At 73.9% G+C, this 20,063-nt stretch carries 15 protein-coding genes; 9 read left to right on the forward strand and 6 right to left on the reverse strand.

Annotated features, from left to right (window positions below; all coding sequences use genetic code 11):
* The 3 genes from ACWEO5_RS25015 to ACWEO5_RS25025 form a co-directional block, all read left to right on the forward strand.
* On the forward strand, positions 1-912 hold a 912-nt coding region (locus tag ACWEO5_RS25015; RefSeq protein WP_452164517.1), incomplete at its 5' end, for an extracellular solute-binding protein.
* 135 nt (positions 913-1,047) lie between these two features.
* Positions 1,048-2,370: a glycoside hydrolase 5 family protein gene (locus tag ACWEO5_RS25020; RefSeq protein ID WP_452164518.1), complete on the forward strand. Its 1,323-nt coding sequence runs from the start codon at positions 1,048-1,050 to the stop codon at positions 2,368-2,370.
* A 495-nt stretch (positions 2,371-2,865) separates the two neighbouring features.
* Positions 2,866-4,821 (forward strand): transglycosylase domain-containing protein, encoded by a 1,956-nt coding sequence (locus ACWEO5_RS25025; protein WP_452164519.1) that lies wholly within the window; start codon positions 2,866-2,868, stop codon positions 4,819-4,821.
* A 49-nt stretch (positions 4,822-4,870) separates the two neighbouring features.
* Here the strand turns inward: ACWEO5_RS25025 and ACWEO5_RS25030 are convergent, their stop codons facing one another.
* Both ACWEO5_RS25030 and ACWEO5_RS25035 read right to left on the reverse strand, forming a co-directional pair.
* Positions 4,871-6,136, reverse strand: coding sequence for a hypothetical protein (locus tag ACWEO5_RS25030; protein WP_452164520.1), 1,266 nt, complete (start codon positions 6,134-6,136; stop codon positions 4,871-4,873).
* Between the two features lie 191 nt (positions 6,137-6,327).
* Positions 6,328-7,635 carry an SUKH-4 family immunity protein gene (locus ACWEO5_RS25035; RefSeq protein ID WP_452164521.1) on the reverse strand — a complete coding sequence of 436 codons (1,308 nt, stop codon included), beginning with the start codon at positions 7,633-7,635 and terminating at the stop codon, positions 6,328-6,330.
* 289 nt (positions 7,636-7,924) lie between these two features.
* Here ACWEO5_RS25035 and ACWEO5_RS25040 point away from each other — a divergent pair, with 289 nt between their 5' ends.
* From ACWEO5_RS25040 to ACWEO5_RS25050, 3 genes are all read left to right on the forward strand, one after another.
* Positions 7,925-12,250, forward strand: a complete 4,326-nt coding sequence (locus tag ACWEO5_RS25040) for a toxin glutamine deamidase domain-containing protein (RefSeq protein WP_452164545.1) — start codon at positions 7,925-7,927, stop codon at positions 12,248-12,250.
* On the forward strand, positions 12,247-13,107 hold the full coding sequence (locus ACWEO5_RS25045; protein WP_452164522.1) for an immunity 49 family protein: 861 nt from the start codon (positions 12,247-12,249) through the stop codon (positions 13,105-13,107). The genes ACWEO5_RS25040 and ACWEO5_RS25045 overlap by 4 nt, the downstream gene beginning before the upstream one ends.
* A 227-nt stretch (positions 13,108-13,334) precedes the next feature.
* Positions 13,335-13,718, forward strand: a complete 384-nt coding sequence (locus ACWEO5_RS25050; protein ID WP_452164523.1) for a hypothetical protein — start codon at positions 13,335-13,337, stop codon at positions 13,716-13,718.
* A gap of 222 nt (positions 13,719-13,940) precedes the next feature.
* On the opposite strand, the gene ACWEO5_RS25055 is transcribed toward ACWEO5_RS25050, so the two are convergent.
* Positions 13,941-14,369, reverse strand: a complete 429-nt coding sequence (locus tag ACWEO5_RS25055; protein WP_452164524.1) for a DUF6234 family protein — start codon at positions 14,367-14,369, stop codon at positions 13,941-13,943.
* Between the two features lie 233 nt (positions 14,370-14,602).
* Here ACWEO5_RS25055 and ACWEO5_RS25060 point away from each other — a divergent pair, with 233 nt between their 5' ends.
* From ACWEO5_RS25060 to ACWEO5_RS25070, 3 genes are read left to right on the forward strand one after another with little or no spacing between them, the layout of a single operon-like run.
* Positions 14,603-15,553, forward strand: coding sequence for an ATP-binding cassette domain-containing protein (locus tag ACWEO5_RS25060; protein ID WP_452164525.1), 951 nt, complete (start codon positions 14,603-14,605; stop codon positions 15,551-15,553).
* Positions 15,544-16,662 carry a hypothetical protein gene (locus tag ACWEO5_RS25065; protein WP_452164526.1) on the forward strand — a complete coding sequence of 373 codons (1,119 nt, stop codon included), beginning with the start codon at positions 15,544-15,546 and terminating at the stop codon, positions 16,660-16,662. Before ACWEO5_RS25060 ends, ACWEO5_RS25065 begins: the two co-directional genes overlap by 10 nt.
* Positions 16,663-16,665: 3 nt before the next feature.
* Entirely contained in the window at positions 16,666-17,112 is a 447-nt protein-coding gene (locus ACWEO5_RS25070) for a hypothetical protein (RefSeq protein ID WP_452164527.1), read from the forward strand.
* Between the two features lie 60 nt (positions 17,113-17,172).
* Here ACWEO5_RS25070 and ACWEO5_RS25075 read toward each other — a convergent pair whose 3' ends face one another.
* The 3 genes from ACWEO5_RS25075 to ACWEO5_RS25085 all read right to left on the reverse strand — a co-directional run bounded on the left by ACWEO5_RS25075 (position 17,173) and on the right by ACWEO5_RS25085 (position 20,039).
* The gene (locus ACWEO5_RS25075) at positions 17,173-17,838 is read right to left on the reverse strand and encodes a class F sortase (RefSeq protein ID WP_452164528.1); all 666 of its coding nucleotides are present in this window, start codon (positions 17,836-17,838) and stop codon (positions 17,173-17,175) included.
* The gene (locus tag ACWEO5_RS25080; RefSeq protein ID WP_452164529.1) at positions 17,835-18,608 is read right to left on the reverse strand and encodes a hypothetical protein; all 774 of its coding nucleotides are present in this window, start codon (positions 18,606-18,608) and stop codon (positions 17,835-17,837) included. The genes ACWEO5_RS25075 and ACWEO5_RS25080 overlap by 4 nt, the downstream gene beginning before the upstream one ends.
* A gap of 189 nt (positions 18,609-18,797) precedes the next feature.
* The gene (locus ACWEO5_RS25085) at positions 18,798-20,039 is read right to left on the reverse strand and encodes an FUSC family protein (protein WP_452164530.1); all 1,242 of its coding nucleotides are present in this window, start codon (positions 20,037-20,039) and stop codon (positions 18,798-18,800) included.
* Between the last annotated feature and the right edge of the window lie 24 nt (positions 20,040-20,063).

Consider the following 20,063-nt stretch of genomic DNA (forward strand, 5'->3'; position numbering starts at 1 on the left):
GCGACGGTCAGCGACAAGGTCTACGGCATCGCCAACTTCGGCACGGTGACCGGCTTCGTCTACAACAAGAAGGTCTGGGCGGACGCCGGCGTCACGGCGTGGCCGAAGACGCCCGACGAGTTCCTCGCCGACCTGGAGGCGATCAAGGCCAAGGGCGCGGCGACCCCGTACTACACCAACTACCACGACGGCTGGCCGCTGCGGCAGTGGACCGACGCGATCGGCTCGCCGTCCTGCGACGAGGGCGCCAAGGACAAGCTCGCCGACACCGCGCAGCCGTGGGCGGCCGGGGGCGACCTGAACACCATCGACAGCCTGGTGTACTCGATCGTCAGCCGGAAGCTGTCCGAGGACGACCCGACCACCACCAACTGGGACCAGTCGAAGGTGATGCTGGGCACCGGCAAGGTCGGCACGATGTACCTGGGCTCCTGGGCGATCTCGCAGATGCAGGACGCCGCGACCAAGGCCGGCGCCAGCCCGGACGACATCGGCTACATGCCCTTCCCGTCCACCTCGGGCAAGGCGTGCACGGTGCTGCAGCCGGACTACAAGTACGGCATCAACAAGCACTCCAAGAACCAGGAGGCGGCGCGGGCCTGGCTGGACTGGTACATCACCAAGTCGGGTGCGGCGCAGGCCGAGCAGGGCATCTCCTCGGTCAAGGGCGCCGAACTGCCCGCCACGCTGAAGCCGTTCACCGACAACGGGGTGCAGCTGATCGGGCAGAAGCAGGACAAGTCCGCCACCGTCAAGAAGATCGACAAGGGCGCGGAGATCAACCTGGACGCCCCGGACTACCGGCAGAAGCTCGTGGACATCGCCCGCGGCGCGGCCTCCGGCGACCAGGACAGCTACTTCGCCGAGCTGAACAAGAAGTGGTCCGAAGCCCAGAAGACCGTCAACGGCTGACCCCACCGGTCGAGTCGACCGAGCAGTGCCCCGCGGCGCGGCCGGAGCCCCTCCGGCCGCGCCGCACCCCCTCCAGGGACTTCACGATCCCCCCAGGCACCACCCCCACCCCACCCGCATGTCCGGAGGACGCACGTGAACGACCAGCCCCGCACCACCCGCCGCCGCACCCTGCTCGGCGCGGCCGCCCTCGGCCTCGCCGCCGCCCCGCTGCTCGGCGGCACCGCCTCGGCGGACCAGGGCTCCAACGGCCAGGGCCAGAACGGCCAGGGTTCCAGCGGCCAGGGCGAGAACGGCTCCGGCCGGGGCCGCGGCGCCTTCGTCACCGCGCGCGGCGGCGAACTGCGCCTGGACGGCGAGAAGTTCCGTTTCGGCGGCACCAACTGCTACTACCTGCACCAGCAGTCGCACTACATGATCGACGCGGTGCTGAACGACGCCGCCGCGATGGGCCTGACCGTCGTCCGCGCCTGGGCGTTCGCCGACGGCGACGGCCGCTCTTACCGGGCCCTGCAGCCCAAGCCGTTCAGCTACGACGAGGCCGCCTTCGACAGCCTCGACTACGCCGTCCAGAAGGCCGGACAGCTCGGCCTCAGGCTCGTCCTCCCGCTGGTCAACAACTGGCCCGACTACGGCGGCATGCAGCAGTACGTGTCCTGGTTCCTCGGCCTCGCCGACGACTCCTACGGCGACGGCGTCAACCACGACAAGTTCTACACCGACGCCAACTGCCGCAAGGCGTACCGCGCCTGGGCCAAGCACGTGATCCAGCGCCGCAACCGCCACACCGGCCTGCGCTACGCCGACGACCCCACCGTCATGGCCTGGGAGCTCGCCAACGAGCCGCGCTGCCGCAGCGACAAGTCCGGTGCCACGCTGCTGGGTTGGGCCCGTGAGATGAGCGCGTACGTGAAGTCGCTGGCCCCGCGCCAGCTGCTCGCCGTCGGCGACGAGGGCTTCTACGGGCGGGCCGGCGAAGCCGACTACCCCTACTCGGACTACGAGGGCAACGACTGGCTCAAGCTGACCGCACTGCCCGCCGTCGACTACGGCACCGTGCACGTCTACCCGCAGAACTGGGGCGAGACCAGCGGCGGCAAGCCCGGCACCAACGCCACCGACTGGGGCACCCGCTGGATCACCGACCACCTCGCCGACGGCCGCAAGCTCGGCAAGCCCGTCGTCGTCGAGGAGTTCGGCCTGCAGATCGACGCCGGCCGGGACATCGCCGACACCGCGGCCCGCGACGCCGCGTACCGGGCGTGGACCGACGCCGCGCTCGCCGCCGGCGCGGCCGGCGACCAGTTCTGGCTGCTCACCTCCCGGGTCGACGACGGCTCCTTCTACCCCGACTACGACGGCCACCGCGTCATGTGGAACAACGACCCGGCCAACCCCACCCGCACCACGGCGCAGCTCTTCGCGGCCCACGCGAAGGCGATGGCCTCTTCGAGCTGACGGAAGGCTCCACGAGGGGCTCACGCGTGCGCGCGTCCAGGGGCTCGGGGAACGGCGAGGTCGTGGCTGCTGCGGGTTCACTGCCGCCCAGTGCGTCTGCTTCCGGTTCTGTCTACGGCACGCAGCAGCACGGACACTTCGATGGGCTCCGGCCGTCAGCAGCACGGACCCGCCGTTCCCCGGGCCCCTGTCGGGGCCCATGCGCAGCACGGACCCGCCGTTCCCCGAGCCCCTGATTTCGCCCCCGGCGTTCTCGCCCGAGTTCCTGATCTAGTCTCTCGTTCGTCCGCCACCATCACGATCCGGTCCCCGTGACCGCGATCACAGGGGGCTGGCTGAAACGTGTGGTGAGGTTGGGGCGTCTGAGCTGTGGGCGGGGGACGCGCCCCGCGTAGGGATCGGAGTCTGATGGTGGCTGGCCGACGGCGGTCGTGGTCGTGGTCGTGGTCGCGGCTGAACTACCCGCGGGCCGATCGGGACGGGTGGCGGCGCTGGGTGCCGGACTGGGGGCGCCGGATCGACTACCCGCGCAGCGGCCGCCGGGGAGTGCTGCGCTGGCTGCCGTCCTGGCGGCAGTGGCTGCTGCTGGCGGGCGGCTCGTTCGGGTTGCTGGTGGTGGCGGCCGGGGTGATGTACGCGACCACGGAGGTGCCCACCGACCTGAACGCCTTCGCCACCCAGCAGAACAACGTCTTCTACTGGTCGGACGGCACCGAGATGGCCCGCACCGGGCTGGTCAACCGGCAGGACGTGCCGCTGGACGAGGTGCCCACGCAGGTGCAGTGGGCGGTGCTGGCGGCGGAGAACGAGACCTTCTACTCGGACCCGGGGATCTCCGTCTCGGGCATCGCCCGGGCGGTCTACCGGATGGGCTCGGGCGGTGACACCCAGGGCGGGTCGACCATCACCCAGCAGTACGTGAAGAACGCCTACCTGAACCAGCGGCAGGACTTCTCCCGCAAGCTCGACGAGATGTTCATCGCGCTGAAGCTGGACCAGCAGGACAGCAAGGAGGAGATCCTCAGCGGCTACCTGAACATCAGCTGGTTCGGCCGCGGCAGCTACGGCATCGAGCGGGCCGCGCAGGCGTACTACGGCAAGGACGTCTCCGAGCTCAACGTCAGCGAGGGCGCGTTCCTGGCCTCGCTGCTCAAGGGCGCCTCGCTGTACGACCCGGCGGCCGGTCCGGAGAACCACGCCCGGGCGGTCGAGCGCTGGTCGTGGATCCTGGACCGGATGGTCAAGATCGGGAAGCTCTCGGCGGCCGAACGGGCCCGGTACACCGCGTTCCCGGAGCCGAACCCGGTGCCGCCGCTGGTCGGGCTGAACGGCCAGACCGGCTACCTGGTCGACCTGGCCAAGAGCTACGTGCAGAGCCACGCCGACATCTCCCCGGCCCAGTTCGACCTGGGCGGCTACCAGATCTACACCACCTTCGAGAAGCCGAAGGAGGAGGCGCTCGCCGAGGCCGTCCAGGCCGCCGAGAAGAAGCTCGACCCCGACCACCGCCCCGCCGACCAGAACGTGCACCTGGGGGCCGCCTCGGTGGCCACCGACGGCCGGATCCTGGCGGTCTACGGCGGGCCCGACTACCTGAAGCAGGGCTTCGACAACGCCAACACGGTCAACGTGCCGGTGGGCTCGGCCTTCGCCCCGCTGGTGTACGCGGCCGGCCTGGGCCAGGGCGTCCAGCGCGAACGGGACGGGGCCAGGACGCCCGTGACGCCCGGCACCACGTACAACGGGGACAACGGCGTCGACCTGCAGACCCCCGAGGGCCCCTACTGGGGGCGGGACGGGAAGAAGGCCAAGACGGCCAACGACGGCGGGCGGAGCTGGGGCAGCATCACGCTGCGGGCCGCGCTCGAAGAGTCCGTCAACGGCCCGGTGCAGCAGCTCGGCATGGACGTCGGGCTCGGCAACGTCCGCAAGACCGCGATCGACCTCGGGCTGCTGCCGGACAGCATGGGCGAACTGACGCCCGCTTACGCGCTGGGCAACTCCACGCCCAGCGCGATCCGGCTGGCCGACGCCTACACCGCCTTCGACGCCGAGGGGAAGCGGACCGACCCCTACTCGGTCAGCAGCGTCAGCCAGAACGGCGCCGACGTGCCGGTGGCCAAGCCCGCGAAGGTCCAGGCCGTCACCCCCGAGGTGGCCGCCCAGGTCGACGCCGCGCTGCGCGGCGCGGTCAAGGAGGGCGCCGACAAGGGCGTCCGGCAGGCCGCCGCCGACGGCGCCGGGAAGCCCGGCACCACCCAGGAGCGCAACGCGGGCTGGTACGTCGGCTACCGGGGCGACGTGGCCACCGCGGTCACCCTGTTCCGGCTCGACCTGAAGACCCTGGAACTGCTCCCGCTGACCGGGGTGGGCGGCGCCGCCCAGAACGTCCCCGACTCGACGGTCCCGGCCGGGATATGGTCCGCCTACACCAAGGCCACCGCGCACTGACCGGCGGTCCGGGGGCGGGGAGGGCGCGCCCGCCCCGCCCCCGGACGCGTCACTTCAGGTAGGTCGGCCAGTCGGGGGCCTCGGCCGGGTCCAGCCGGCGCAGCTGGTCCAGCACCTTCGGGTCCTGGGCGTCCAGCCAGTCCGCGAGCTCCTTGAAGGAGACGCAGCGCACGCCGTCCTTCTTGCAGACGGCCTGCATCACGTCCTGGATGGCCTGCATGTAGATGCCGCCGTTCCAGGTCTCGAAGTGGTTCCCGATGAACAGCGGGGCCCGGCTGCCGTTGTAGACCCGCTCGAAGCCGTCGAGGTAGCCGTCGCGGGTCTGCTGCTCCCAGGCCGGGTACTTCTTCGGGTCGCCCTCGGTGCTGGCGCCGGACTGGTTGGCCAGGAAGTTGAAGTCCATCGACAGCACCTGGGTGTTGCCGAACGGCAGCAGCTGCAGCGGGAAGTTCCAGATGCCGTTCGCCTTCGTCGGCCAGACCTGGAACTCGCCCGGGGAGCTGGCGTCGTAGCGCCAGCCGTAGGTCTTCGCCGCCTGCAGCAGGTTCTTCTGGCCCTCCAGGCAGGGGGCCCGGCCGCCGACCAGCTCCTTCGCGTAGTCGAAGGGCAGCGGGGCCTCGGTGGAGAACCCGGTGTTGGTCTTCCAGCGGGCGACGAAGGAGTACGCCTGGTCGATCTCCTGCTTCCAGTCGTCGACGCTCCAGGTGGAGCCGCCCCCGCTGTCGCCGGCGTCGGTGCAGAAGTGGCCGTTGAAGTGGGTGCCGATCTCGTTGCCGTCCTGCCAGGCCAGCCGCAGCTGGGCCAGGGTCTCCTTGACGTGCTCGTCGGTGGGGAAGGAGATCGCCGACTGGCCGGGGGAGTGCTGGGGCGCCTGGTAGAGGGTGGACTTCTCCTTCGGGACGAGGTAGATGCCGCTCAGGAAGAACGTCATCGTCGCGTCGTTCGCCTTGGCCAGCTCCCGGAACCGGGAGAACAGGTGGTCGTCGTTCTCCAGCGCGCCGTCCCAGGAGAACACCACGAACTGCGGGGGCTTCTCGCCCGGCTTCAGCTTCTCGACCTTCAGCTGGTGCGGCTGCGGACCGGTGTCCGACATCGAGCCGTCGCCCAGCACCTTCACCTTGCCGTCCCAGGCCGGGGCGGACGCCCCGGCAGCCGCCCCGGCGTCGGAGGACACCGGTCGGCCCGGTTCCCCGCCGTCGTCCAGCACCAGCGTCAGCGCGAGCGCGGTGACCGCGCAGCCGGCCAGCACCGCCAACGCGATCTTGACGTTCCTGCTCCGGTTCCCGGGTCCCTCTTTGCGCCTGTGGCTCTTCACTGCTCCGCCGTTCCCCGTCCTGCTCCGCTCGTGCCGTCGCACCGCTGTGACGGCACGAGCGGACATCGCACCATCTTTTTATTGGACGACTGTAGGGGGGTGGAGGTTGTCGGTGCGGGCGGGTCTCCGGCCGGGCCGGGGAGCGGCCGCGGACCGTGCCCCGCAGCACCCCGGAAGCGGAGCCCGCCTGCTCAGAACAGGCCGTGCCACATCTGCTCGACGACGACGTTCCACCAGGCCGACTCCTTGACGAACACCTCCGGGTCGATCGCCGCCAACTCGTCCTGCAGCGCCGCCACCACGCCCGCGGCGGCGTACGGGTCCAGCCCGGGCAGCGCGGCGCGGGCCGCCACCAGCGACTCCAGGCTGCGCAGGAACGCCGACACCGAGGCGTTGACGTACCGCCCGCTGCCGGTGCGCGGGTGCACCGCCCACACCGAACCCGACCTCCCGTCGTGGTCGGTGCACTGCACGGCCACCGCGCACAGCCCGTCCGACCCGATCCTGGTCCAGCCCGCCAGGACGTCCAGCACCTGCGGCTCCAGCTCGGCCCCTGCGGCCGACAGGTGGGTGCGCAGGTCGGCGAACAGCCCGCCGGCCGGCGGCCGCTCCGGACGGTCCGCGCCGAAGAACAGCGGCACCTCGGCGGGCAGCCCCGCCCAGACCACGGTGGACTGGGCCGATTCCGGCAGCGCGCTGTTCGCCACGTCGTCCGCGTCGTACCGCACCACCTCGCCGAACGCCCCGGCCACCCGCCGCCCCAGCGCCACGTCCCGCACCGCCGGCGCCGGGTCCACCTCGCCCGGCCGCGGCGCCGGCACCCGGCACGGCCGCGGCGGCGGCTGCTGCCCGGCCAGCCGGGCGGTGCGCTCCGCGTGGTCGGCCAGCGCGGCGACGCCCTCGGCCCGCTCGTCCGGGAAGATCCCGTACAGGTGCGAGCAGGAGAACTCCGCGTTCGGGAACTCCCGCTCCACCAGCACCGCGGTGTAACCGCCCGGCAGGGACGCCGGACGCAGGTCGGTGTGCACCGCCAGCACGTTGCCCGCCGGAACGCCCAGGCGGCGCAGCTCGGCCGCGAGCTGGTGCTCGGCGGGCGGCAGCCCGGGCGCCGACAGCCGGAACAGCGAGACCTCCTGCCCGCTCCCCGGGTCCAGGTAGGTCGCCACCGCGGTGTTCCCCGGCCCGGTGGCCGGCGGCCCCGTCCGGCGCGACAGCTGCGCGTGCCGCTCCTCGTACGACCGGACCACCTCGTCCACCGGCACCGAGGACCACACGCTCAGCTCGCCGCTCTCCCGGTCCACCACGCCGCACGCGTCCCCGACGTCCGCCGGCGGGCGCCGCTCCCCGGTCACCGGGTCCCGCTCCAGCGGCGCGGGCGCCGCCCACACCACCCAGCCCAGGCTGAACTCCCGGTACCGCACCCCGCGTCGCCGCTCGGCGGGCGCGCCGCCGTTCAGCCAGCGGTCGGCGGTGGCGAGGGCCTGCTCCTGGGTGATCACGACGCTTCCTCCGTTGGTGGGTCCCGGTGCCCGGAGCTCCCGGGGCTTCCCGGGCCCGGTTCCGAGTGAGACTAGCGGGAGGTCCCCCCGAGCACGAACGGGTGTCCGGTATCACCCGGGCAATTCCCTTGTGCGGCAATGGGATTGTCGGTGCTTGATCATGTGCATGCGATCATTTGACTATCATTTGAATCTGGGGCAACGTTCTGCTCCATCCGTCCACCGGGGGGCCGGTGATCCGTCACCGGAAGCGGTGGTTCCGTCAGTTGGGGGAGACTGACCCTTGTCGATGATGCTGCCCGGCCCGCTCGAATGGGTCCTGGAGATGCTCGGCTTCGACTGGCCCAAGGCGGACGAGGACAAGCTCCGCGAATGCGCCCGGGTCTGGCGCGACTTCGCCGACCGGGTCGACGAGGTCAACCAGCAGGCCCTGACCGCCGCCGACATCGTCCGCTCCACCAACGCCGGCGACGACGTCGACGCCTTCGGCCGGGCCTTCGACAAGTTCACCACCGGCGGCGACGGCTACCTCGCCGACGCCGCCACCGCCGCCCGGCTGATCGCCACCGCCTTCGACGCCGCCGCGATGATCGTGGTCGCCTGCAAGATCGCCGTCATCGCCCAACTCGCCATCCTCGCCACCGAGATCATCGCCGCCCAGGGCGCCGCCCTGTTCACCTTCGGCCTCTCCGAGGTCGCCGCCCTCGGCGCCACCCAGGCCACCAAGATGATCGTGCGCCGACTGCTGAAGGAACTCCGCGACGCCCTCGTCGAAGCGGTCGTCGAAACCATCAAGGACCCGATCGTCTCCGCCGTCCAGGGCATGATCAGCGACCTGATCACCCAGACCGTCAACCAGGGCTTCGGCGCCCAGGACGGCTACGACCTCGGCCGCACCGCCAAGAAGGGTGTCGAAGCCGGCGCCGAGGCCGCCGAGAACTGGAAGAGCACCTTCGGCGAGAGCCTCCGCGACGGCCTCGGCTCCCGCGCCGGCTCCCACGTCCGCGGCCGCGCCGAGGCGTCCGCCGCCATCGGACGCGGCGAGAGCGACCCGGCCGGGGGCGGCGACGCTGCCGGTGGCGGGACCACGGGGGGTGGGGCGTCCGGGGGCGGTGGCTCCGGCAGCGGGGGCTCCGGGAGCGGGAGTTCTGGCAATGGGGGCTCCGGGAGCGGGAGTTCTGGCAACGGGGGCTCCGGGAGCGGGAGTTCTGGCAACGGGGGCTCCGGCAATGGGGGCTCCGGGAGCGGGAGTTCCGGCAGTGGCGGCTCCGGCGGCGACGGTGCCGGTGGTGGCGGGAACGGCAGCGCCGGTCCGTCGACCACCAGTGCCACCACCGGCCGGGCGCCTGAGCCGGGTGGCCCTTCTTCCGTCAACTCACCTGCCGGACGCGACACTTCGCCGGAATCGCCGGCCTCGACCCCGGTTCCGACGCCCACCCCGGCGCCCGCCGCTCCGTCCGCGTCCGACCAGCGTGCCACCGCATCGCTCGACCCCTTCGGCACCCGGCTGAACGCCGACGGCCCGGCGGAGGGTTCGCCGTCCGCGAGCCCTCGTGCGGACGCGCCGGAGGCCCAGGCGTCCGCGAACGCCACGGACGCCGCGCCCGACGCGTCCGACGCGGCCCGTCCGGCCGAGGGGCAGGCTTCGGCGCCGACCCCTGCCGATGCCCGGGCCGCTGCGCAGCAGCCCGCGCCGGAGGCCCAGGCGTCCGCGCCCACCGCGAACGCCGCTTCCGACGCGTCCGACGCGGCCCGCCCGACCGAGGGGCGGGCGCCGACGCCGACGGACGGTCCGTCGCCCGCGGATTCCCGGGCCGCCACCTCGCAGCCCGGCCCCGAGTCCCAGGCGCCGCCCGCTCCGACCGCGCACCCGGCAGCGGACGCGTCCCGTCCGACTGCGGTGGATCCCCGCATCGCCGCCGCGCAGTCCGCCCCGGGGGCCCAGGCGCCCGCGCCCGCCGCGCACGCGGCGTCGGACGCGGCCCGCCCGGCCGACGCCAACTCGGCTGCCACGGCTGGAACTTCGCCGCATGCGAGCGCTCAGCCGACGGCCCACGACCACGCCACCGCCGGTGCTCCGGCCCACCACGCCCCTTCCGACTCGGCCACTGGGACCGGGCCCGCTCAGCACGCGGAGCGTCACGGGGAGGACCGGTCCGAGGGGTACGGGAGTGTGCCCGGCCCTCGGTCGGACGCCAACTCGCCTGCTGGGGAGGGGAGTCGGGAGGGGCAGGTCGGGGTTCCGGCCGGCGCGGGGCAGCACGGGCGTCCGGCCGCCGAGCCGTCCGCGCAGCGTCACGACACCCCGCACGCCCAGCCCGGTGACGGCCGCAACGACGGTCGTCGGGCCGAGGACGGGACGCAGCAGGCCGCCACCGTCCGTACTGCGGGGGCCGCCGCCGTCGCGGAGGCGCCGCCCGCGCACGGGCCCGGGCCGGTCGCCGGGGAGTCCGCCGCGCCCTCGTCGGCCCCGTACGCCGGGCAGGCCGGGCAGGCCGCACCGGGCGCTCCGGCCGCCGGTGCCGTGCCGACCGGTGCGGGCGGGGTGCCGTCCGCCACCGGCACGCCGGGGACGCCGAGTGCGGGCGCGCCCCGCGCGGACCGTCCCGCCACGACCGCGCCGACGGCCGCCCCCGGCCAGCGGCAGCGTCCGGACCAGTCCCGCCCCGACCGCCCGGTCAGCCTCGGCCAGCAGCCCACCGGAGGCCGCCCCGACCCGCGCACCGCCCCCTGGCGCACCCCGCAGCCGTCCGACAGCCCCACCCCGCGCCCCGACGCCCGCCCGACACCGGCGGCGGACCCGCGCGCGGCCCGTCCGGACCGTCCGGCCGATGGCCAGTCCCGCCCGGGCGCCGATCCGCGTCGGTCCGTGCCGGAGCAGCGCCCGTCCTCCGAGCGTCCGACTGCCGACGACCCGAGCGCCGAGCACCCCACCACCGAGCACCCGTCCCAGGACCACCCGTCCGCCGAGCACCCCACCGCCGAGCACCCCACCGCCGAGCACCCGGGCGTGGACCCGACCCGGCCCGTCACCGCCGGCCGGCCGTACGGGGAGCCGGGTGGGCTGATCGAGCCGGGGGAGCGGGAGCGGCAGCGGGTGGAGGACGCGGTGCCGCGGGACGCCGAGGGGCGGCCGTTGCGGCACCCGGACCCGGAGGGGGACTGGCCGGGGGCCGTCAACGGCGATCCGAACGAGCCGGGGCGGCGCAACAACTGCGTGGACGTCGCGCTGGCGACCGTCGACACCTACTCGGGGCACCCGACCCCGGCCGCGGCCCGTACGCCGGACCACGACGCGGACGGCAACCCCTCCGACCGCGGTGAGCGGGGCGGCCGGGACCGGATGGAGAACGCCCTCGGGGCGAGGTTCTCCGACCTGGGCGACGGTCCGGCCGCGTACCGGCGGCTTGAGGACACCCTCCGCCGGGAGGGGCACGGCTCGCAGGCCGTGATCATCACCCGGGACGCCGACGGCCGCGCCCACGCCTGGAACGCCGTCAACCACCGGGGCAAGATCACCTACATCGACGCGCAGACCGGCCGCCGCTCCGACCGGCCCCTGCACGACGGCGAGAACGGCGTCTTCGCCGTCCCCCTCGGCGCCGACCGCCGCCCCGCCGCGCCCGTCCCGCACGCCGACCCGCACCACGATCCGTCCCTGGACCGCCGCGCCCCGGAGGAGATCGCCGGCGGCGACAACGGGCAGAACGGTCCGCCGGGCCCGCCCGGGAGGGTGGAGCGCCCCGACTTCATGGGGGACCCGCCGGATCACTACGGTCCGCCCGGGAGCCTCACCAAGGCCCAGATCGAGCAGATCCAGGTGTACCGGGCCAACGAGGAGGCCGGCTACCGGGAGCTGTACTACGACAAGAACGGGCACCGCAAGCTCCTCGAAACGGTGGACGAGAGCGGCTACACGCCGCCCCAGCTCGCCCAGTTCGAGGACGACGGCCCGTGGCTCCCGGCGAAGGACGGACCGGAGGCCCCGAAGCCCCACTACCTGGACCCCAAGCCCGTGCACCTCGACGCGGACGGCGTCAAGGACGCGCAGAGCCTGAAGGACCTCGACGAACTCGCGGAGAAGCGCAGCGAGGCCGTGGCCCAGATGGTCAAGGACCGGCAGTGGAAGAAGGAGAGCGGCCTGCCGGAGGCCGATGCCGCGTACAGCGCCTCGCAGTACGCGATGCAGGAGGCGAGCGAGAATTTCGGGGAAGGCGCGGCCGCCCTGCACTACATGGCCCTGCAGGACTCCGGGTTCGAGCCCGAGACGCTCGGAGGCCCCGACAACGGCGCCGACCAGTTCGACCAGGTGTGGAAGCACCCGGACGGGCGGTTCATCGTCATCGAGGCGAAGGGCAGCCCCGATGCGCCGCTCGGTACCCGCCTCATGCCGGGGGCGGGTCGGCAGCGGGTCTCCCAAGGGAGCCGGGAATACTTCCTCCAAATCGTCGAACTGATGAAAAAGCGGGGCGAGAGAACTCTGGCGAAGGAACTGACGGCGGCGCTCGGAGCGGGGAAAGTCGAATACGTCCTCGTCATGGGTGGCCGCAACGACGGTAGCTACAATGGCCTGGACTACCGGCGGTTCGACACCAGCAGGGGGACCCTTCCGTGACCGTGACCATTTCCCGTCATCTCGAACCCAAGCCCGATGCCGAGGTGTTCGCCGAAGAGTTGAGCGCGGATTTGGCAGAACTCATCGACGGTTTGGAGCAGTCGGGGGAGATGATCGACTATGCGTTCAGCAGCGCCCTCCTGGCCGCCCGGGCGCACTGGATGGCCGACCCGAGGGCCAACCGGCTGGAGACGTGGAAGGCCACGGTGACCGCCCTGCAGGTGGGTTCGGCGCTGTTCGCCGCGACGGGGGTGGACGAGGGCCGGGTCGAGTGCTTCATCAACCACCGGGCGCGCTCGATCCCGGCGTTGGGCCCGCGGACGTACGCGGACGCGGACACCTGGCTGAACACGCTCTGGTTGGCGATGATCTGCCGGGACCAGCCGCGGTTGAAGCAGCTGTCCGAGATCCCGCTGGAGCGGCTGCGGGTGCGGGAGGGGCTGTACGACGACTTCTTCTACCACTGGATCGACGTGCTGCAGACGTACTGGCTGCGCGGGCCCGGTCTGGTCGACAAGTTGACGCTGGCCTTCGAGAGTTCGGCGCCCGAGCGGATCCGGATCGCCACGCCCCGGGTGGTGGCGCAGGTGTTCTACCCGCCGCTCGGCCTGTTCCACCAGATCGTCACCCGCAAGCAGGAGGAGTTCTCCCCGTCGCTGGTGCGGGCGCTGGAGTCGCACCGGGACTACTGGACCTCGGAGGAGAGTTGGGCCACCGACATCGACGGCGCGGTTCCGCTGGGCCCGCTCGCGATGGCCTGCCACGCCTTCGACGGCGACTTCCCGATCGACGTGGAGTCGGACTACCTGCCCAAGCACCTGCTCGACCACGGCTGGTTGGGCGAGTTCCCCACCTGAGGGCGCCTCGCGTCCTGAGGCGGGCGCGATTCGCGGGGAACAACCGGATTCGGTGCCGTGGAAATGGCGCGCACGGATTCTGGCAGTGACGGTGAAAGAAACAGGGCGAGGGCGTTCCGCACGCTTGCCGGGAAGGGTTTTTCGATTTCCCCTTACCGGGGAGCGGGTTTCGGAACGGACAGACGGAACGGACAGACGGAACGGACGAGGAACGCGAGGGAGTTCGGGTGTCGCAGCAGATCGTCGTGGACGAGGGGAACCTGCGCGGGCAGGGGAAGAACCTGGAGTCGATCGGGGAGTCGTTCCAGCGGGTGGTCGCGGAGATGAAGGCGCGGCTGTCGGCGCTGGAGGAGAGCGGGGACCCGCCGTGGGGTGACGACGACCTGGGCGAGAAGTTCGGCGTCGTCTACGAGGGCCTGCGCGACGGCATGAAGGAGTCGATGGACTCGCTGGCGGCGCGGCTCGGCGAGGTCGGCCGGAAGCTCCAGGTGATGGCCGACAACCACGCGGCCAACGAGGCCGACACCGTGGACCGGATGCACGCCCTCGCCGACCGGATCCGGAGCGCGGGCGGCGAGATCCAGGCGATGCGGCGTCCGCAACTGCGCTGAGCGGCGTCCGGGCGTCCGGGCCCGGGAGGCGGCCGGCTCGGCGAGCGCGGGACGGCGGCGGCGAGGGCGACGGCGAGCGCGACGATCCCCCTGGCCTCGGCGCTACGGGACGTGGTTCCTCCTGTTCGGCCCGGGCGGGAATACCCGGGGGCGGGGAGCCGCGCCGTGCGGGGCGGCCGAAGACCACCCGTTCGTATCCGTGACGGCCCTGCGGGGCAAGGGTCAGGGGCAGCGGGCGCCGCTGCGGCAGGCGGCGGACCCGGGCATCGGGGCGTGCGCGTGGGCCGGGCGGTCCGGGGTGTGGTGCGCCAGGCCGAACAGGAACACGGCGCCCAGCCCCAGGACGGCGAGCACCTGCACGGTGACGGCCAGGGCCGCCCGCAGCCGGAACGCGAGCGCCAGCAGGACGAGGGCGGCGAGGAACAGCCAGCCCAGCCGGAGCACGACGGAGGTCGAGGTCACGTCGAACACCTCGAAGGGCCCCGTGTTCCGGTCGCGGGGGATGAGCGTCACCCGCAGCAGGAGGAGGAACTGGGCGACGGACAGCACCAGGACGGCGGCGAGGTCCGCGAGCACCGGCAGCGGGCGGGCGCGGCGCCCGGCCCGTGGGGGCGTCGGCGGCGAGGCCGGTGCGGTCGGGGCATCCGTCATGGCGGTACTCTGCCCGGTCCGCGGGCACGGCGGAAGGTGTACGGAGAACCGGGCCGCGCAGCCCGGTCGCGGATATCTGCCGAACGGCAGATGGCGGGGGGCCGTCGATCGGCGAGGCTCGGGGCGTGAGCGACCACGACCGACCGGGGGAACCGGTGAACCGACGACGTCCTTACCCGCCACCGCAGTTGCCGCCGGGAACCGCCCCGCCCCAGCCGGGGGTCGAGCCGCCCGTGATCGAGCTGGACCGGATCGGCAAGGTCTACCGGGGCGGCGAACGGGCCCTGGACGGCGTCAGCCTGACGCTCGGGCCCGGGCTGCTCGGGCTGCTCGGGCCGAACGGCGCGGGCAAGTCCTCGCTGCTGCGGATCCTCGCCACCGTCACCCGCCCCAGCACCGGGACGCTCCGCTACCGGGGCGCCGACGCGGTCGCCTCGCCCGACCGGCTGCGCCGCGAACTCGGCTACCTGCCACAGGACTTCGGTGTCTACCCGAACCTGACGGCCCGCGAGTTCCTGGCCTACCTGGCCGCCGCCAAGGGGCTCACCGCGCGCTCCGCCCGGGCCCGCACCGACGAGTTGCTCGAACTGCTCAACCTGACCGAGGCCGTCCGCCGTCCGCTGCGCGGCTACTCGGGCGGCATGCTCCGCCGGGTCGGCATCGCACAGGCCCTGCTGGCCGACCCGCAGGTGCTGGTGGTGGACGAGCCGACCGCCGGACTCGACCCGGAGGAGCGGGTCAGGCTGCGCAACCTGCTGAGCGAACTCGCGGCCCAACGCGCCGTGTTGCTCTCCACCCACATCGTGTTGGACGTCGAGTCCACGGCCGACGCGATCGCCGTGCTGGCCCGCGGCCGCCTGCTGCGCCGGGGCACCCCACAGCAATTGACAGGTGAACTGGACGGAAGAGTATGGGAGTTGACCGTCCCGGCGGCCGACGTCCCGGCCTGGCAGGCGAGTTGGCTGGTCGGCCGCACCGCCAGGTCCGACGGCGGCGGCGTCCGGCTGCGGCTGATCGCCCCCGCCGCCGGACCGGGACCGGCCGGGGCGGCCCCGGTGCGGCCGGACCTGGAGGACGTCTACCTGGCCGCCGTGCACGGCGGACGGCCGGAACGGAGCGGGCCGGAGCGGGGCGGGCCGGAGCGGCAGCCCTCGGAGCGGGAGGGGGCCGGGCGGTGGCGGTGACGGTGCGCGCGCTGGCCCACCTGGCCGCCGGGGACTTCCGGGAACGGGTGCGCCGCCCGGTGTACGCGGTGACGCTGCTGGCCGCCGTCGGGCTCGGCCGGCTGGCGGTGCCCGCTGCCGGCAGCCGGTGGGCGGTGATCGACGTGGGCGGCAACCGGGGCGTGTACAACAGCGCGTGGGTCGGCACCGCGACCGCGCTGGCCGGGGCGCTCTGGCTGACCGTCGGCGGGTTCTACGCGGTGCGCGGCGCGGTCGTCCGGGACACCGCGACCCGGGTCGGCCAGGTGCTGGCCGCGAGCCCGCTGCGCTCCGCCGGGTACCTGGCGGCGAAGTTCCTCTCCAACCTGCTGGTGCTGGCCTCGATGCTGGGCGTGCTCGCGGGCACCGCGCTGGTGCTGCAACTCGTCGAGGGCGAGGACCGCGCGGTCGACCCGGTCGCGCTGCTCACCCCGTTCCTGCTGGTCGCGCTGCCGCTGCTGGCGGTGACGGCTGCGGCCGCCGTGCTGTTCGAGACGGTGCCGGTGCTGCGGGCCGGGCCCGGCAACCTGCTCTGGTCGGTGCTGGCGCTGGTGATCGCGATCGGCGGCCAGTCCGCGCACGCGCCGCTCGGCGGCCTCGGCGTCCGGCCGGTCGCCGACTCGCTGCGGGCGACCCTGGACGCGCAGCGGATCCCGTACGGGACGGGCGGGTTCAGCCTCGGGCTGACCCAGGTCGCCGAGCCGCTGCACCCCTTCCGCTGGGACGGCGCGCCGCTCACCGGCGGCTTTCTGGCGGCCCGGCTGGCGGTGCTGCTGCTGGCCGCGGCGGCGGCGGTGCTGCCCGCGCTCTGGTTCGGCCGCTTCGACCCGGCCCCCGGCGCCTCCCGCCCGGGACGGCTCCCGCGGCCGGAGGCCGAACCGCCGTCCGCCCCGGCGGTGTTCGGGGCGCTGCCGCGCACCGCGCCGGTCCGGGGCCGGGCGTTCGGCCGGCTGCTGGCGGGGGAGTTGCGGATCCTGCTGCAGGGGGTGCCGGCCGCCTGGTGGGCGGTGGCCGCGCTGCTGTCCGCCGCCGCGCTCGTGCTGCCCGCGCCCACCGGGACCGGCCTGCTGCTGCCGCTGCTGTGGCTGTGACCGGTGCTGCTGTGGTCCCGGCTGGGCAGCCAGCAGGTGGAGCACGGCCCGGCCGGGCTGCTCGCCGCCCACCCCGCACCGGGCCGGCGGCTGCTCGCCGAGTGGACGGCGGGCGTGCTGCTGACCGCGCTCACCGGCGCCGCCCCGCTGCTGCGGATGCTGGCGGCCGGGGACGGCGCCGGGGCCGCGCACTGGCTGGGCGGTCCGCTGCTGGTGCCCTCGCTGGCGCTGGCGCTGGGCGTGCTGAGCCGCAGCCACCGGCCGTTCCAGGCGCTCTACCCGCCGCTGTGGTACCTGCTGGTCAACCACGTCGCCGCGGTGGACTTCATGGGCGCCGTCCGCACCGCCGGTCGCCCCGGGGGCCCGCGCCCGCTGCTGGTCGCCGCGTTGGCGGCGGCGCTGCTCGGGGCGGCGCTGGCGGCCGACGCGGCCCGGCGCCGGAGGCGGTGAGCCCCGTCAGGGGGTGGGTCTCCGTCAGGCGGTGGGTCCCCGTCAGGGGGTGGGTCTCCGTTAGGTGGTGGAGGTCAGGTGCGCGAACACCACGGTGTTGGAGTCGTAGCCGGTGCGCCGGTCGTAGTGCCCGCCGCAGGTGATCACCCGCAGTTCGGCGCGGCCGGTCGGGGCGTACACCTCCCCGGCGGGGAAGTCGCTCTTCGGGTAGGAGCGCACCGCGTCGACGGTGAAGGTGGCGGTGCGGCGGTCCTGCCGGGTGACGGTGACGGCCAGGCCGGGGCGCAGCAGCCCGAGCCGGTACAGCACGCCGGGGCCGTGCCGGTCGTCGACGTGGCCGACCACCACGGCGGTGCCGTCCGCGCCGGGCGAGGGGGCGTCCCGGTACCAGCCGACCAGGTCGCGGCGGTCCGGCGGCGGGGTGTCGAGCGCCCCGGTGGCGTCCAGGCCGAGCGGGGTGAAGGCGGCGTCCACCGCGATGGACGGGATGCGCAGCCGCGCCGGGTCGGACGGGCCGAGCGCGGCGGTGTCCGGGACGGCCCGGGAGGCAGTGGGGGAGGGCATGTCCCGGGCGGGGGACGGGAGTTGCGCGGGGGCGGGCGGGGGCGGTCCCGCGGTGGTCAGCCCGTCGTCGACCAGCCAGGCGCCGCACAGCAGCGCGACGGCCGCGGTGCCGAACCGTAGCCGGTCGGCACCGCGGGCGCGTCGGTGGGCGGTGCGGGTCAACGGCGGGTGCGGGAGCGGCGGCGCCGGCGCACGACCAGGTAGCCCGCCCCGGCGATCAGCGCGGCGCCGACGGTGACCTCCGCCGGGTTCAGGTCCCGGGAGGCCCCGCCCGCGCCGGCCGCCACCCCGCCCTGCGGCGTCCGCCCCGGACCGCCGTGGCCGGGGCCGCCCTGGCCCGGGCCGCCGGGCGAGGCCGAGGAGCCGCCACCGGGGCCCGGGCCGCCGCCCTTGCCGGAGGGGGAGGCGCTGGGTGACGGGGAGGTGCCGCCGCCGACCGGGTTCGGCGAGCCGCTGCCGGACGGGCTGGGGGACGGGGACTGGCTGCTGCCGACGCCCGCGCAGTCGACCTTGAACACCTTGTGCTTGGCAGCGCCGCTCTCGCCGACGAAGTTCCAGAACAACTCGTAGTGCCCGTCCGGCAGTTGAGGCAGTACCGGCGGGGTGAAGCCGTGGCCGCCCACCACCGTGATCGATCCGGTCCGCACGTTCGTGGCGGTGCCGGTCGGCGGCTGCTGGTCGATGTGCCAGGTCACCTGCTGGATGGTGTCGAAGTTGAAGGCGTCCAGGTAGAACGCGCAGATCTTCGGCTCGTTGTACTGGTCGGTCTGGTCGTCGGTCGACGTGCCGACCTTGTGGATCTTCACGTCGCCGTTGTCGCCGGGCGCGGCGTGCGCGGGGGCGGCGAACACGGCCAGTGGCAGGACGGCCGCACCGGCGAGGGCGGCCGCGCGCAGCGGCAGCAGGCGCCGCCCGATCGGGGTCGGGGTCATGGGAGCTCCGGGGTGAGGGACGGGGGCTGCCGGCACGGCGCCGACACCCCCCGAGGGTCCTCGCCCCGATCTGACGCCCCGTCACAACACACCCGAACCGGTACGACGTTTCCCCCCGACGGCCCAGCCCCGGCGTGTCCGCCCGCCCCCGGCCGGGCCCGGGGTCCGTGGCGGCGGGGCTGGGCGGGGTCAGGCCGTCGGTTGGCGGCGGCGGCGGGGGCGGAGGCGTTCGCCGCGGGCCAGGCGGCGGAGGCGGGAGAAGCGGGAGAAGCGGTCGCGGTTGGCGACGGCGGCGCGGTCGAGTTCCTCCATCAGGCGGCGGCCGCGGTGTTCGAGGTCGAGTTCGTCGAGGATGCGGTCGACCTCGGCGAGCAGCGAGCCGTGCAGCTGCCAGGCGTCCGGGCTCTCCTGGACGCGGCGCAGCAGGAGCTGGGCGGCGTTCTCGCGGCAGGCCCAGGCCGCGGAGAGTTCGGAGGCGAGCCGCTGTTCGGCCTCCTCGGCGTTCCGGCTGACCTGGGTGGTGACCAGGACCGCGAAGCTCACCAGCGCGCCGCCGACGTGTTCGAACAGTTCCTCCAGGGCCACCGCCACGTCCGCCGGGAACAGTCGTTCGTCCGGGTCGCGGCGCTTGGCCAGGTCGGTGAGCGAGCGGGCGATCACCCGGATGACGACCACGCAGATCTCCAGGGTGTCCAGCCCGGTGCGCAGCACCAGCCGGGAGAGCAGGCCCTCGCTGATCCGCGGGTTCAGCCGCAGGCTGTCCTCGGCCTGCCGCAGCGCCCCGTCCACCTCGGCGATCGCCTGGTCCAGCCGCCGGGCCTCGTACAGCCGTTCGGCGGCCCGTTCGACCGGGACGGGCCGGCCCAACTGCTCGGACAGCCCGAGCAGCAGGTGCCGGGCCCGGCGGGCCAGGTCCTCGATCGACTCGCCGGCCGTGTCGACCCACACCGGGGGCGCTATCACCAGGTTGAACAGCAGGCCGACGCTCGCGCCGATCACCGTCTCCAGCACCCGGTCCCAGGCCTGGGTGGTGACCTGGGAGACGCCCAGGATCAGCATCGCGCTGATCGCCACCTCCTGGACGAACTCGTCCACCCGCACGAAGCGGCCCACCACCAGCGAGGCCATGATGATCAGCCCGAGGCTCCACCAGGACAGCCCGACCACCGTCGAGAACCCGATCGCGATCAGCACCCCGACCACCACCGAGTTGACCCGCCGGATGCTGGTGGTCAGCGTCGAGTACACCGTCACCTGCACCACCAGCAGCGCCGTCAGCGGAGCGGTCAGCGGCACCGGCTCCCTGCTCAGCCAGGTCGCCACCACGTACGACAGCGTCGCGGCGACCGTGGCCCGCACCGTCTGCACGACGAACGGGTCCTTGGCCCCACGGCGCACCACGGCCGCCACCGGCTCCGGAACGAAACGCATGCAGCCCTTCTATCCCTGCCGGGT

This window comes from Kitasatospora sp. NPDC004272, assembly GCF_053603035.1.